The following is a 15,021-nucleotide window of genomic DNA, read 5'->3' on the forward strand; positions in this document are numbered from 1 at the left end:
GACCGGAGCTTCCACGAAAAAAGAAAGGCCTCTCGGCCCTTCTCGCGGAATTCGACGGACGTATTCATTATCTCGATCTCGCGCGAGCCAGCAGATAAAGGAAATACGGCGCGCCGAGGACGGCCACCACGATGCCGGTCGGCATGCCCGACGTCCGGCTGACCGTATCGGCCGCCAGAACGAGCAGCGCTCCCGTCAGCGCGGTCGCCGGGACGAGCGCCTGATGCTTCGAGCCGACCAGATGCCGCGCCAGATGCGGAGCGACCAGGCCGACGAAGCTGATGCCGCCGCCGACCGCGACGCAGGAGCCCGCCAAGGCGACGGCGGCGACCAGAAGGGCGACCCGCTCCCGCTCCGTCCGCATGCCGAGTCCCGTCGCCAGGCTGTCGCCCAGGCTCAGGACGTTCAGCGTCTTGGCCTTGTACAGGACGAACGGAACGAGGACGACGACCCAGGGCAGGAAGGCGAGGACGAACTTCCAGCTCGTTCCGGTGATGCTGCCCACGAGCCAGTTCTGCACGAACTGGTATTGCTCCGGGTTGAGGCTCATCGTCAGGACGATCATCGCGGACGAGATGCCGGAGGCGAGCGCGATGCCGACGAGCGCGAGCCGGGTGGGCGACAGCCCCTCGCCCTTCTTGCGCGCAAGCAGATAGAGCAGCGCGGCGGTCGCGAGCGCCCCGATCAGGGCCAGGCACGGCAGCAGGAAGATCGAAGAGCCGAGCAGCTCCGGATACAAGGCGACGACGATGGCGATCATGAGCCCCGCCCCCGAGTTGATCCCGAGAATGCCGGGATCGGCCAGCGGATTGCGGGTGATCCCTTGCAGGACGCAGCCGGATATCGCCAGCCCCGCCCCGATCAGAATCGACAGGACGATCCGGGGAAGGCGAAGCTCGAACAGGATGAGCTCTTCCTTGTCCGTCCCGGCGCCGAACAGCGTCTTCGCCACCGACAGGGGCGACAGCCGGATGAAGCCGGAATTCATGCTGACGACGAAGACGACGACGACGAGGACGGCCAGAACCGCGATCAGCGTCCATGCGCGCGCCGCGCGGCGGCGTCCGGCCTTCCGCAGGAAGTCGTTAGCGGTCATGACATCTCCCTCCTCACCCGGCGCACGAGGAACAGGAAGAAGGGAACGCCGATCAGGGCGATCAAAGCGCCGACGGGCGTCTCCTGCGGGGGATTGATCATCCGCGCCGCGACGTCGGCCAGCACGAACAGCAGGCTGCCGAGGACGGCCGAGCACGGCAAGATCCACTTGTAATTCACGCCGACGAGGAACCTCGCGATATGCGGAACGACGAGGCCGAGGAAGCTGATCGCGCCGACCGTCGCCACCGAGGCGCCGGCGAGCACGAGCACGACGACGGCGCAGAGCAGCTTCGTCAGGCCGATGCGAACGCCGAGGCCGGACGCCGCTTCGTCCCCGAGGCTGAGCAGCGTGATCGACCGGGACAGCAGAAGCGCCCCGACGAGTCCCGCCAGAATCCACGGCGCGATCGAGCCGACCTGGAGGACGTTCGACCCTCCCGTTCCGCCGAACATCCAGAACGCGAGCTGCTGGCCGATCCGGTACTTGTAGGCGATGCCTTCGCTGAGCGCGTTCAGCAGCCCCATGACGGCCGCGCCGGCGAGGGCGAGCCGGACCGGGGTCATGCCGCCGCGCGACAGCGATCCGATGCCGAAGACGAGTCCCGCGCCCAAGGCGGCGCCCAGGAACGAGACGAGAATGAGCTGGTGGAAGTGCAAGCCGGGAACGAAAGCGAAGCAGATCGCGATCGCGAGGCCGGAGCCCGCGTTGATGCCGAGCAAGCCCGGGTCCGCCAGCGGGTTGCGCGTCATGCCCTGCATGATGGCGCCCGCGGCCGCCAGGGCGGCGCCGACGAGAGCGCACGTCAGCGCGCGGGGCAGGCGGAGCGACCGGACGATCTGATGCGCGTCCAGATCCGGGTTGAACCGGACGAGCGCCTCCCATACGGTCGATAAGCGAATGTCCTTGGCGCCGACGGCGACGGACAAGGCGATGCACAAGACGAGAGCCGCGAGTCCGCCGACGATGATGAGCGTCGCGGCCAGCGGTCTTGAACGCAGCTTGGGGGTTCCCTGCGCGATCGATTGCGAAGAGGGGGTCATCGGGACGATACCTTCTTTTCCGTTCCATCTTATTGAGAATGATTATCACAATTTCCCAAGTAGCATACCTTACTTTCGCTTCGGCTGTCAATGCCGGATCGCCGCTCGGCGCGCTTGCGCCAGGGCCTCGTCTCCCCTTCGCCCTTCGGGCCCCCTCGATAGTCGCCATTGCGGAATGAGCAGCTCCCCTATTTCTGTATTGACATCCGGAAGGCGCGTTTGCTATAGTCCCCATTGAGAATGATTATCGATATCGCAAAGAGAAGGGAACGGTTGCTCGCATGCACGCCAAATCGTCTATACTGTCATCCAAATTCAAATCCATATCCAAATGGCTGTCCCTCCCGCTTCTGCTCTTATTGAGCCTGACGGTCTCCGCTTGCGGCGGCAGCGCCTCCGACAACGAACCGTCCGCCTCCGCGTCGGCTTCGTCCTCGCCTTCCGCTTCCCCCGAGAGCCCCTCGCCTTCGGCCTCCGCGTCCGCCTCGTCCGACTCCGCCGCGGAAGGCTTCCGGATTTACAAGACGGATAAAGGCGACATACGGATTCCGGTCAAGCCTCAGCGCATCGTTACCGACTATTACGGCGGGGAACTGCTCTCCGTAGGCGCGAACGTCGTCGGCGTCGAGCCGACCGCCTTCGCCAACCCGTTCATCAAGGACCGGCTCAAGGACGCGAAGGACGTCGGCGCGGAAGTCGATCCCGAGAAGGCGCTGGCGCTCCAGCCCGACTTGATCGTCGTCATGTACGACGCCAATTACGAGGCTCTGTCCAAGGTCGCTCCGACGGTGCATATTCCGTACGGCACGGCGACCGACATCTACGAGACCGTCCGGTTGTTCGGCGATCTCGTCGGCGCCCCGGACAAGGGGGAGGCGTTCCTCGCCGACTTCGACAAGAAGGCGGCCGAAGGCCGGGAGAAGATCAAGGGCGTCGTCGACGAGAACGCGACGGTCGGCCTGTACGAGCTGACGGACAAGGGCGAGCTGTGGATCTTCGGCGACAACGCCGGCCGCGGCGGCCAGGCGGTCTATAACGCGCTGAAGCTGAAGCTGCCCGAGAAGGTAAAGGGGGACAACCAGACGGTCCAGATCTCGCTCGAGACGCTTCCGGACTACGCGGCGGACTACATGTTCCTGACGACCTACGATCCGGAGAAGAAGGGCGACCAGCTGGCGAAGCTCAAGGAATCCCCGATCTGGAAGAACGTCCCCGCCGTCCGCAACAACCGGGCGTTCTTCAACGACTTCGACACGTTCTACCGCTACGATCCGATCGCCGTCACGGCGCAGATCGACCTGTTCGTGGATATGCTGCTTCAAGCGGGCAAATAAACGAGCGCGGAACCAAAAGAACCGGGTTTCCCCTCGGGGAAGCCCGGTTCTTTGGTCTGCGGCCGCGCGTCTCTATGCGGTTCCGAACTGCGCCTGGTGCAGGCGGCTGTACAGGCCGCCCGCCTCCACGAGCTCCTCGTGCCGGCCCTGCTCGCTGACGCCGTCCTCCGTCACGACGACGATCCGGTCCGCGTTCTTGATCGTGGCCAGACGATGGGCGATGACGAGCGTCGTCCGTCCGGCGGACAACTCGGCGAGCGACTGCTGGATGGCGGCTTCCGTCTCCGTGTCGAGGGCGGAGGTCGCTTCGTCCAGAATCAGAATCGGCGGATTCTTCAGGAACATGCGGGCGATGGCGAGCCGCTGCTTCTGTCCTCCCGACAGCTTCACGCCTCTCTCGCCGATGATCGTGTCCATGCCTTCCGGCTGCGAACGGATGAAGTCCTCGAGTCGCGCCCGGCGGGCCGCCTCCCAGATCTCTTCCTCGCTAGCCCCCAGCTTGCCGTAGGCGATATTGTCCCGGATCGTGCCGGCGAACAGGAAGACGTCCTGCTGGACGATGCCGATCTGCCGGCGGAGCGATTCGAGCTTCAGGCCGCGAATATCCATGCCGTCGATCGAGATCGAGCCCTCGTCCACCTCGTAGAACCTCGGCAGCAGGCTGCACAGCGTCGTCTTGCCGGCTCCGGACGGTCCGACGAACGCGACCGTCTCCCCCGCCCGGATCGACAGGTTGATCTTGGACAGCGTCGGCGAGCCGGGCTCGTAGCCGAACGTGACATCCCGGTAACGGATATGGCCCTGCAGATGGCCGACGTCCTTCGCATTCGGCGAATCCTGGACGTCCGGCTCGGTCTCGAGCAGCTCGACGTAACGCCTGAACCCGGCGATTCCCTTCGGATAGCTCTCGACGATGGCGTTGATCTTCTCGATCGGCCGGAACAGGACGTTCACGAGCAGCAAGAAAGCGAGGAATTCCCCGTACTTGAGCTGGTCGTGAAGCACGAACCAGGCGCCGCTGATCATGACGAGCAAGGAGACGAGCCGCATCAGCATGTAGCTGAGCGAGGAGTTTTTGCCCATGATTTTGTAGGCGACCAGCTTGGCCATCCGGTAACGGAGATTGTTCTCGGCGAACAGCTTCTTCTCGAACTCTTCGTTGGAGAACGCCTGCACGACGCGGATGCCTCCGACGTTGTCCTCGACTCTCGCGTTAAAGTCGGCCATATCGGCGAACATCCGATGGAACGCCTTCGTCATCTTGCCGTTGAAGTAGACGGCGAGCGCGATCATGATCGGAACCGCCGCGAACGTGATGAGCGCCAGCTCGAGATGAAGGTTCGCCATGACGACGAAGGCGCCGACGAGCGTCATCGCCGCGATGAACAGGTCCTCGGGGCCGTGATGCGCGACCTCCCCGATCTCCATCAGGTCGTTCGTCATCCGGGAGACGAGATGGCCCGTCTTGTTGTTGTCGAAGAAGCGGAACGACAGCTTCTGGATATGATTGAACAGCTTCCGGCGCATGTCCGTCTCGATGTTGATGCCGAGCATATGGCCCCAGTAGTTAACGACGAACTGCATGAACGTGTTCACCAGGTACACCGCGAGCAGCCCGGCGCAGGCCCACAGGATGAGAGACCAATCCTTGCCCGGCAGCAGCTCGTCCACGACATGGTTGACGGCGATCGGGAATCCGAGCTCCAGCAGGGCGACGAAGACGGCGCAGCCGAAGTCGAGAATGAATAAACCGCGATAAGGCTTGTAATAAGAGAAGAAGCGGCGGATCAAAAAAAAGCACCTCCAAAATGCCGGTTGCGGCTCGGCCGGCTCGCGTCCGGCTCTGTCTATCTCCCATCATAGCGGCTTCCGGCGAAGGCGATCAATGCTTATTTTCGCGGGCGGACGCGCAAGAAGCCATCCCGGGCAAGGCGACGCCTTGCCGGAATGGCTTCCTTGGACGGCCGATTCCGATTACGGATTGGCCGTAGAGCTGGCGGACGGAGAAGCGGACGGGGAAGCCGAGGATGAGGCTTCCGGCGAAGACGACGCCGAAGCCGACGGAGCCGGAGTCTCGGACGCTTGGGTCGCGTCTTCCTTCGTCAGGTAGTTCTTGTAGCCGAGCTCCTTCTTCGCGTCGGCGATCCAGGCGGACGCGCCTTCGTTGACTTTCTCGTCCAGGTACTTATTCTTGACTTCCTGCTTCACTTCTTCGTAGGTCGGCACGACGGCTTCCTTGCGGTCGGTCACTTTAATGATATGGAAGCCGTTCGGGGATTCGACGACGCCGCTCATCTCGCCCTTCTTCAAGGCGAACGCGGCCGTCTCGAACTGCTCGTTCATCCGGCCCTTCGGGAAGAAGCCCAGGTCGCCGCCGCTGTCCTTGGAGCCCGGATCCTGCGACTTCTCCTTCGCGAGGGAGGCGAAGTCGGCGCCTTCCTTCAACTGCTTGAGCACCGCTTCCGCTTCCGCCTTCGTGTTCAGCAGAATATGGGACGCCTTCACTTCTTCCGGCGTGCCGAAGCTCTCTTTGTTCTTCTCGTAATACGCCTTCAATTGATCTTCCGTCGGCGCTTCCTTCTTCTCGAAGATGTAGCGCAGCTCGATGTTCGGCCGGACCTGCTCCTTGAACGTCTCGAGCGTCAGACCGCTGGATGCGAGCGCCTGCTCGAACATCTCGTCCGTCTCGAACCCGTTCTCCTTCTTGATCTGGTCGATATAGGCGGTGACGTCGGCGTCGCTGACCGTCTTGCCGGTCTTCTCGGCTTCGATGGAGATGAGGCGCATCGTCATCAATTGGTCGAGGGAAGAGCCGACTTGGGTCTCGCCCATCGTCTTGACCATCTCGTCGTACAATTCGGATTCCGTGATCTTCTTCCCGTTCAGCTCGCCCACGGCTTCGCTGCCAGAAGCGCCGCCGGACTCGCGAACGAGCACGACGACGAGAGCGACGATCGCGATGACCGCGATGGCCATCCACGGCCACGCCTTCATCGGCTTCGCCGGTTGAGCCGCCGCTGCCGCCGCCGCGGGACGGGCCGGCGCGGATTCGACGACGCCCTCGGCCTCGGCTTCCTCCACGGCTTCGGGCTTGTCCTCCCATTCCTCGGCCGGCTGGTTGTTGTGCGGATCCTTGTTCAATTCGCTCATTCTCTTAAAGTCCCCCTCTAATGAATTCGAACGCCATGGTCTGTCTTCGGCGCCGTTCGCGTCTTGCTTGTCTTAAAGCTCATTGTTCCACTATATCAAATTTTCAGCGGAATACCTTAATATAACTTAAAAAAAACGAAAAAGCGGAACGAGTCCGCTTGGAGGCTGTCGAAGGATAGACGACATCAGAGCACCGGGTGGGAGAGCGAACGCAGACCGACGATCCGGCATTCGACCGTGTCGCCCCGCGAGATCGGCACCGATCCCGGCGTGCCGGTCAGAATGACGTCGCCCGGAAGCAGCGTCATGACCCGGGAGACGAACGAGACGATGTACGAAGGCGGATAAAGCATCTTCGAGACGGAATTCCGATGGGCGACGGTTCCGTTCAGCCAAGTCTCGACGAACAGCTCTTCCGGAGCGGGAGCCTCGTCGGGCGTGACCAGCTGCGAGCCGAGACTGCAGAACGTGTCGAACGACTTCGCGCGGTACATGTACCTCGGATTGTCTGCGAGAATGTCGGCCGCCGTCATGTCCAGGGAGGCGGCATACCCGGCGATGGCGCGCTCCGCCTCCGCTTCGTCCGCGTCCTTGCACGCCGCGCCGATCACGACGGCCAGCTCGGCTTCGGCGGTCACGCGGGACGACTGCTTCGGAAGCCGGATCGGGCCGCCGGGGCCGACCAGGCTCGTATCCGGCTTGGCGAATAGGACCGGATCGGCGCCTTCGCGGTTGCCTCGCAGCTCTTCGAGCTTCTCCCGGTAATTCATGCCGACTCCGATTATTTTGCGAGGGCGGCGAACGAGCGGCGCAAGATCGGCTTCCTCGATAGGAATGGCCGGAAGCTCCGCGAGCCGGTCGGCTCCCCCTTGTTGGTACCAATCGCGAAGCCGATCCCACTCGCCGCGCTGCAGCCATTCCTCCGCGGTCAAGCTCCACGCTCCGCCTAACCGTTCGTTCACGGTTCGGATCGGAACGAAGCCGGCGGCGGATTCCAGAGCGGCCGTCTCCGTTCCGTTCCAACGAATCGATGCCGCCTTCATCGCCCTCCTCCTTCCCGCACCGCGAGCTTGTCTCGAACCCAGCGGAGCAGGCTCAGGTCGCGGCCTCTGCCGGCGATGAAGGACAACCCGAGCGGGTTGCCTCTGCCGGAGAAGACGGGAACCGTTGCTTGCGGCAGGCCGCTCAGTCCCGCTATGCAGGTCAGCATCATCGTGCGGGAACGCTGCAGCTCCGTCTGCTCGCCCGTCATGCGGAGCAGGGGCGCCTCCCCCGTGGCGGTCGGAACGACCAGCAGGGAATCGCTGCCCAGCCATTCGTCCAGCTTCCGGCCGACGGTCCGCTTCATCCCGTATAGGCGCTCCTTGTCGGAGGACGGCAGCCTGCTCGCCCATTGGAACCGTTCGGCGATGCCCGGGCCGAAGACCGGCTTCTCCGAACGGACCCACGGCCCGTGCTGCTCCCAGATCTCGATGCCCTGGATCGTTCGGAACGTCCGGGCCCACGCCTCCAAGCTTCCCTCGGGCAGCTCGGCGGACTCGGGCTTCATCCCCGGCGCGATGGAGGCGAGCTCCCGCAGCAGCGCCTGCCGAACGCCCGGCTCCGCCAGCTCCCAAGCCTCGGAGGGCAGGTACAGCCGGCAGGCAGCGCCGCTGCCGGATTCCGATTCCGATTCGGATTCGGATTCTATCCCGTTCTCGAGCAGAATTCGGCCGACGCGTAGCAGCGTCTCCGCGTCCCGGCTCATCCAGCCCACCGTATCGAAGCTTGGCGCGAGCGGAATGACGCCTTCCGCCGACACCGCCCCGTGGCCGGGACGGAAGCCGTATACCCCGCAGTAGGAGGCGGGAATGCGGACCGAGCCTCCCGTATCGGTGCCGAGCGCGAAGTCCGCGTCTCCGGCCGCCACCGCGACCGCCGAGCCGCTCGAGGAGCCGCCGGGAACGCGTCCGGACGCCCTCGGGTTGACCGGCGTCCCGTAATGGTGATTTTCTCCCTGGAGGCTGTACATCAGCTCGTCGGTAATCGTCGCGCCCCGAAGCCTCGCCCCTTGCTTCAGAAGCAGCCGCACGGCGCGGGCGTGGCGCTTCGCCGGACCGTGGGTCCTCCGCCAATCGGGATTGCCGGCGCTGCTCGTATGGCCCGCGACGTCGAACACGTCCTTCACCGCGAACGTGAGTCCCGACAGGCTTCCTTCCCCTTCCGGCTCGACCGTCAAGTCGGCTCTCACGTAAGCGTTATGGGCGTTCAAGGCGTTCATCATCCATCCCCCCTTTACCATCCGATCGCCGCGCCGTCGCAGCGCGGGTCCGTTCCTCCCGAACGGAAGCCGTTCCCGTCAATGCGAATCGCGTGCGCGTGGCCGACGATTCCGTCGTACTCCCCCGCGAGGCGTACGGCATGTCCGGCTTCCTCGAGTCTCTTAACCGCTTCCGCCGAGATCCGGCTCTCGAGCTTCAGCTCCTGCGTAGGCTCGCCCCACGTCCGTCCCCACACCCAGCGGGGCTCGGAGACGGCCGACTGCGGGTCCATGCCGAAGTCGACCATACGGGTGAGCAGCGCCGTCTGCGTCTGCGGCTGCCCTTCCCCGCCTTGCGTTCCGTACAGCAAGAACGGCTCGCCGTCCCGGAACGCCATGGCCGGCATCAGCGTGTGGAACGTCCGCTTGTCCGGCTCCAATCGGTTCGGATGGTTCGGATCGAGCGAGAAAAACGAGCCGCGATTTTGCAGCAGGATGCCGGTGTCCCCCGCCGTCGCCGCGGAGCCGTATTCGAAATACAGGCTCTGGATGAAGGATACCGCGTTGCCCTCTCCGTCGACGACCGCGGCATACGCCGTATCGCTGCCGACCGGCTCCGTCCGGGCGGGGAGAGCCCGCTTCCGGTCGATTCCGCCGGCCAGCTCCGCCGCGTATTCCTTCGATAGAAGGCGATCGAGCGGGATGTCGGCGAAGTCCGGGTCGGTCAAGTAACGGTCCCGGTCGGCGAAGCTTCGCTTGATCGCCTCGACGATCAGGTGATAGTATTCGAACGTTCCGTGGCCGGCGGCCTTCAGATCGAAGTTCTCGAGAATGTGCGCCGTCAGAATTCCGGTGAAGCCTTGGGAATTGGGCGGCGCCTGATACAGCTCGTGGCCGCGGTAGCTGCCGATTATCGGGGCCGTCCATTGCCCCCGGTAGTTCTCGAAGTCTTCCAAGGCGAGCAGACCGCCATGCTGAGCCGCGTACGCCGCGATCCGGCGCGCGACGTCGCCCCGGTAGAAGGCGTCTCTCCCCCCGGCCGCAAGCGCCCGCAGCGTCTCGCCAAGCTCCCTCTGCACGAGCGGGCTGCCGATGGCCGGAACGCGTCCTCCGGGCAAGTAGATGCCGGCCGTGATCGGCTCCCGTCGCAGCGTGTCCGCTCGCGCCGCGGTCGTCTCGTGAAGGTCCCGCGAGACCGGGCAGCCTTCGAGGGCGTAGCCGATCGCGGGCTCGAGAACGTCCGCCAGCGTCAGCCGCCCGTATTCGCTCAGGACGGCCGACCAGCCGTCCGCCATGCCGGGCACCGTCAGCGCGCTGCGGATTCCCCTGCGCGGAATTTCCGCTTCGTCCGCGAACCGATCCCTCGTCGCCAGCCGGCCCGAACGGCCGCTTGCGTTGTAGACGCGCACCGCGCGCTCTCCGCGTTCGTAGGTCAGCCAGAAGGCGTCTCCGCCGAGGCCGGTCATATGCGGATAGACGACGGCCAGGCAGGCGCTGACCGCGACGGCGGCGTCGAAGGCGTTGCCGCCCTTCTGAAGAATGCGGGCTCCCGCCGCGGTGGCCAGGTGGTGGGGGCTGACCACCATCGTTTTCGTTCCGGTAACCGGTTTGGCATGCAATCCGGATCTCCCCTCTCCGCCTTCGTCCGTCGGGAGTCGGCTGAAAATGTATCCCTAATGTAATCGACGTCCCGGAGAGGGTCAATCGATAAGGCAGCGTTTTGTATCGAACCCAATTGCAAGCGCTTGCATTGCATTCCGCGAACAAAAAACGGAGGATGACGAACACGGCTTGTTCTCGCTCCGGTTCGACCGGGCGGTCTGCCGGATGGTGTGCGCTTAGAGCGTCGCATTCGTTAAAAAATCCCCGTCTCGGCCGCTTGGCAGTGACGGGGATTGCTTATTTTCCTACGTCATTCTTCCTTCTTTCACGAGACTTTGTGTTCGATGCGCAGCTTATCGGCGACCATCGCGATGAATTCGCTGTTCGTCGGCTTCGACTTCGCGATATTGATCGTGTAGCCGAACAGGTGGCTGATGCTGTCGATGTTGCCGCGCGTCCAGGCGACCTCGATCGCATGGCGGATCGCGCGTTCGACGCGGGAAGGCGTCGTCTTGAACTTCTCGGCGATAGCCGGGTACAGCGTCTTCGTGATCGCGCCGAGAATCTCGATGTTGTTGTACACCATCGTGATCGCTTCGCGAAGGTATTGATAGCCCTTGATATGGGCCGGAACGCCGATCTCATGGATGATGCTCGTAATGTTGGCATCCAGATTCTTCGGCTTGCCGATCGGAACGATGTTCGAACGGCTGACGGAGCCCGTCGAAGAGATCGTCGGCGAGGAGGATGCCGACACTTGGGATCCGGCCAATTGGCGAATCCGGTTGGCCAGCACATCCATATCGAACGGCTTGAGTATGTAGTAGGAAGCCCCTAGTTGCACCGCCCGCTGAGTTATGTTCTCTTGACCGAAAGCGGTGAGCATGATGATCTTCGGCATCGGCGACAAGTTCAGCTCCCGCAGTTTCTCCAGTACGCCAAGGCCGTCCAGATGAGGCATGATGATATCGACGATCATCACATCCGGAACGAGCCTGTTCTCTTCCAACTGACGGATGACCTCTTCTCCGTTGTACGCCACTCCGATGACCGTCATGTCATCCTGTTCTTCAATATACTCGGACAACAAATTCGTAAATTCTCGGTTGTCGTCAGCCAGAAATACTTCGATCCGCTGCAAGGTCTGGTCCTCCCTTTCTGTACCGTAAGATGGGTTCAAGAAACGTCAGGCGTTCCTATGCTAACCGAATTCGACATAGGGATAGCAATTCCTTCTGTCGCAAAAATTAAAATCTTTATTTTTTTGAGGATATCGAATATAATTATTAATTTATGTCATTACACGCGCTTTTTCGCAGTATTTCGACAAATGTTCGGAAATTGAAATTGCTTCCCGTAAAAGCAAACACCCAAGGCGTTAAACCGCCTTAGATGTCGCTTCCTCCGGCTTCAGCATAATCCCCGCGTCCTGCAGCATCCATTCGATGAAGCAGCCGTATCCGGAAGTCGGATCGTTCACGAAGACGTGGGTGACGGCGCCGACCAGCTTGCCGTTCTGCAGAATCGGGCTGCCGCTCATCCCTTGCACGATGCCCCCGGTTCTCTCCAGAAGCTTCGGGTCCGTGATCCGAATGACCATTCCCTTCGTCGCCGGGCTCGTCTGCTTGGAGACGTGAACGATCTGGATGTTGAACCGTTCGACCTTCTGCCCGTTGACGACCGTCAGAATCTCGGCCGGACCTTCTTCCACTTCTTCGGAGAACGCCACCGGTACCGGATCTTGATGAAGCGCGTGCTCCGGAAGGCGATTCATCCGCCCGAAGATGCCGAACGGGGTATTCCGCTCCACGTTGCCCAGCGTCTTGCCTTCCTTGATGAAGGTCGCCCGCTTCTCCCCCGGTTCGCCGCTCTGGCTCTTCGAGATGGAGAGGACGTTGGATTGCAAAATCTGCCCGCTGCCGACGCTGATCGGAGTCTGCGTGTCCATATCGGTGATGACGTGGCCGAGTGCCCCGTAAACGCCTTGATCCGGCGCGTAGAACGTAAGGGTGCCGACACCGGCCGCGGAATCGCGAATGTATAATCCGAGCCGCCATGCCTGATCCTCTTGATCGAAGGCCGGAGACAGCTTCGTCTTGAACGTCATCTTGCCTCTTCTCACGTCCAGTTGGAGCGGCACTCCGGATTTGCCCGCTTCGTCCGCCAAGCTCGCGACCTTGGAGACGTCGTTCAGCGGTTTGCCGTTGATGGCTACGATCAAGTCCCCAAGCTTCAGCTTCGCGTCCTCGCCCGGAGATTGGCGGGTGTTCGGCCCCGTCTGCACGAGATGGTGGCCGACGACCATGATGCCTGCCGACTTCACCTTGACGCCGATCGTCTGTCCGCCAGGCACCACCTTCAGGTCGGGAACGACCTGCAGCTTGACCGTCTTGAACGGAATTTTGCCGAACAGCTTCAAGCGAAGCTCCGTCTCCCCGCTTCTCTTCGGCTGTATGGATACGGGCTCGTTCAGATTGACGGGGAACGTCGACCGAGTCGAGCCGTTGACCGCCGCCACGCTCGGGTCGAGCGTCCCTTGGGCGTGAACCGGCATCGCGAAGTGGAGATCCTTCGCTTGTCCCTGGAACAGCCGCAATTCGTTCGGAAAAGCCGCGTAATGCCTTAACGGAGCGGAGGTTACGGCAAGGCACATGAAAAGTACGAGAAGGATGCCGAAGCTGCGTCTAACCTTAGGCTTACGGTTCAACAATCCCACGCTCCCTTACAGTCTATCCCGGCGCCGACGAATCCGGCCCGGCAACGTACCTATAAGGTAACCGTGCCCCTCCCCTTTTATGTTGCCCACAAGCTTCCTTGAATACGGCTTTTTTCGCGCCGTTACGCGTTTTTTTGACGTTCGGCGAGCACCAGCATTTCCTGAGCGTGATGTCGGGTTTTTTCCGTTACTTCCACGCCTCCGAGCATGCGGGCGAGTTCTTCCACCCGGTCGGCGCCGACGAGCTCCCGGACGGAGGTCGACGTGCGGCCGTCCTCCCTCACCTGCTTGCGGATCTCGTACGGATGATCCGCCATGCAGGCGACCTGCGGCAGATGCGTGATGGCGAACACCTGGCAATGCGCCGACAGGCGCGACAGCTTCTCGGCGATCGCCTGCGCGGCCCGGCCGCTCACGCCCGTATCCACTTCGTCGAAGACGAGGACGGGAATCCGGTCGATGCGGGCGAAGATCGCCTTCAGCGCGAGCATGACGCGCGACATCTCGCCTCCCGACGCGATCTTGGCAAGCGGCTTCGGCGGTTCGCCCGGGTTGGTGGAGAGCAGGAATTCGGCGACGTCGGTTCCGGTCGGCGTCAACTGGGTCTTCTCCAGCTTCACCTCGAAGGCGGTCCGTTCCATCTGCAGGTCGCGCAGCTCGTTCACGATCGCCTGCGACAGGCTCTTCGCGGCGTCCCGGCGAATGCCGGACAGCACGTCGGCCAGCTCGACGAGCTCGCCCCGGACGATCCGCTCCTTCTCCGTAAGAGCCTTAAGCAGTTCTTCCCGATTGTCGAGCTTCTCCGTCTCCGCTTGAATTCGTTCTTTATAGGCCATAATATCGGCGACGGTCTCTCCGTACTTGCGCTTCAGCCCGTACAGCAGGTCGAGCCGCTCCTCGAGATAAGCCAGCCGCTCGGGATTGAATTCGATTCCTTCGCGGTAGCCCCGCAGCTGGAACACGACGTCCTCCGCCCCGTAATAGGCGGATTGCAGCTGCTCGAGCAGAGGCTGAACCGCGCCCGGGTCCACCTTCACGATCTCCTCGAGCTTCGAGATCGCGCGGGAGATCGCGGGCAGCCCCTTCGGCCCGTTCAGCAGCTCGTACGCTTCGGCGGCGGCCTCGGCCAGCTTCTCGGAGTGGGACAGCTTGCGCTTCTCTTCCTGAAGCGCTTCGTCTTCTCCCGGCTTCAGCCGAGCGTCGGCGATCTCCTCCAGCTGGTACCGGTACAGATCGAGCATCTGCACTTGCTGCCGGGACGTATCTTCAAGCTCCCTCCGTTCCCGTACGATCCGCAGATAAGCGTCGTATTTCTCTTGGTATTCCAGCTTCAAGCCGGCGATCACGTCGCCCGCGTACTGATCGAGCCATTCCAGATGGCGCTCGGTGCGCAGCAGCGACTGATGCTCGTGCTGGCCGTGAATGTTGACCAGGTGCTCGCCGACTTCGCGCAGCATGGTGAGCGTAACGCTCTGCCCGTTGATCCGGGAGGACGACTTCCCCTGCTGCGACAGCTCCCTGCGGATCACGAGCGCTTCCTCTTCTTCCGCGTGAATGCCCAGCCGGCGCAGCGTCTCCCAGACCGGGTGTCCCGAAGGCAAGTCGAATACCGCCTCGATGTCCGCCCGGTCGCAGCCGTGCCGGATCATGTCGGCGGAGCCCCTTCCTCCCGCGATCAGAGCCAGCGCGTCGATGACGATCGATTTGCCCGCGCCGGTCTCCCCGGTCAGCACGTGGAAGCCTTGATGGAATTCGACGGAAATATTCTCGATGACGGCCAAGTTCCGTATCGACAGCTCTTGAAGCATGAGTATCCTCCTTCGACGGCTATGACGATCGCG

11 protein-coding genes are annotated in these 15,021 nt (G+C 62.7%); 1 reads left to right on the forward strand and 10 read right to left on the reverse strand.

Annotated elements, in window-relative coordinates:
- Nucleotides 1–67 precede the first annotated feature (67 nt).
- Together H7B90_RS16165 and H7B90_RS16170 are read right to left on the reverse strand one after the other, a co-directional pair.
- Nucleotides 68–1,096, reverse strand: a complete 1,029-nt coding sequence (locus H7B90_RS16165; protein ID WP_185136930.1) for a FecCD family ABC transporter permease — start codon at nucleotides 1,094–1,096, stop codon at nucleotides 68–70.
- On the reverse strand, nucleotides 1,093–2,139 hold the full coding sequence (locus tag H7B90_RS16170) for a FecCD family ABC transporter permease (protein WP_185136931.1): 1,047 nt from the start codon (nucleotides 2,137–2,139) through the stop codon (nucleotides 1,093–1,095). Before H7B90_RS16170 ends, H7B90_RS16165 begins: the two co-directional genes overlap by 4 nt.
- Before the next feature lie 281 nt (nucleotides 2,140–2,420).
- Here H7B90_RS16170 and H7B90_RS16175 point away from each other — a divergent pair, with 281 nt between their 5' ends.
- Entirely contained in the window at nucleotides 2,421–3,473 is a 1,053-nt protein-coding gene (locus H7B90_RS16175) for an ABC transporter substrate-binding protein (protein ID WP_185136932.1), read from the forward strand.
- 72 nt (nucleotides 3,474–3,545) lie between these two features.
- Here the strand turns inward: H7B90_RS16175 and H7B90_RS16180 are convergent, their stop codons facing one another.
- The 8 genes from H7B90_RS16180 to recN form a co-directional block, all read right to left on the reverse strand.
- Nucleotides 3,546–5,264, reverse strand: a complete 1,719-nt coding sequence (locus tag H7B90_RS16180; RefSeq protein WP_185136933.1) for an ABC transporter ATP-binding protein — start codon at nucleotides 5,262–5,264, stop codon at nucleotides 3,546–3,548.
- 183 nt (nucleotides 5,265–5,447) lie between these two features.
- Complete coding sequence (locus tag H7B90_RS16185; RefSeq protein ID WP_185136934.1) at nucleotides 5,448–6,623, reverse strand: peptidylprolyl isomerase; 1,176 nt, start codon at nucleotides 6,621–6,623, stop codon at nucleotides 5,448–5,450.
- A 185-nt stretch (nucleotides 6,624–6,808) separates the two neighbouring features.
- A complete protein-coding gene (locus H7B90_RS16190) occupies nucleotides 6,809–7,666 on the reverse strand; it encodes a fumarylacetoacetate hydrolase family protein (RefSeq protein ID WP_185136935.1) in 858 nt (285 codons plus the stop codon).
- Nucleotides 7,663–8,883, reverse strand: a complete 1,221-nt coding sequence (locus H7B90_RS16195) for an amidase (protein ID WP_185136936.1) — start codon at nucleotides 8,881–8,883, stop codon at nucleotides 7,663–7,665. The genes H7B90_RS16190 and H7B90_RS16195 overlap by 4 nt, the downstream gene beginning before the upstream one ends.
- Nucleotides 8,884–8,897: 14 nt before the next feature.
- The gene (gene ggt / locus H7B90_RS16200; protein ID WP_185136979.1) at nucleotides 8,898–10,448 is read right to left on the reverse strand and encodes a gamma-glutamyltransferase; all 1,551 of its coding nucleotides are present in this window, start codon (nucleotides 10,446–10,448) and stop codon (nucleotides 8,898–8,900) included.
- A 341-nt stretch (nucleotides 10,449–10,789) separates the two neighbouring features.
- Nucleotides 10,790–11,605, reverse strand: coding sequence for a sporulation transcription factor Spo0A (spo0A, locus tag H7B90_RS16205; protein ID WP_185136937.1), 816 nt, complete (start codon nucleotides 11,603–11,605; stop codon nucleotides 10,790–10,792).
- A gap of 237 nt (nucleotides 11,606–11,842) precedes the next feature.
- Nucleotides 11,843–13,171, reverse strand: coding sequence for a SpoIVB peptidase (spoIVB, locus tag H7B90_RS16210; protein WP_185136938.1), 1,329 nt, complete (start codon nucleotides 13,169–13,171; stop codon nucleotides 11,843–11,845).
- Nucleotides 13,172–13,302: 131 nt separating this feature from the next.
- Complete coding sequence (gene recN / locus H7B90_RS16215; protein ID WP_185136939.1) at nucleotides 13,303–14,988, reverse strand: DNA repair protein RecN; 1,686 nt, start codon at nucleotides 14,986–14,988, stop codon at nucleotides 13,303–13,305.
- Nucleotides 14,989–15,021 lie beyond the last annotated feature (33 nt).

This window comes from Cohnella xylanilytica (assembly GCF_014212175.1).
Classification (GTDB): domain Bacteria; phylum Bacillota; class Bacilli; order Paenibacillales; family Paenibacillaceae; genus Cohnella; species Cohnella xylanilytica.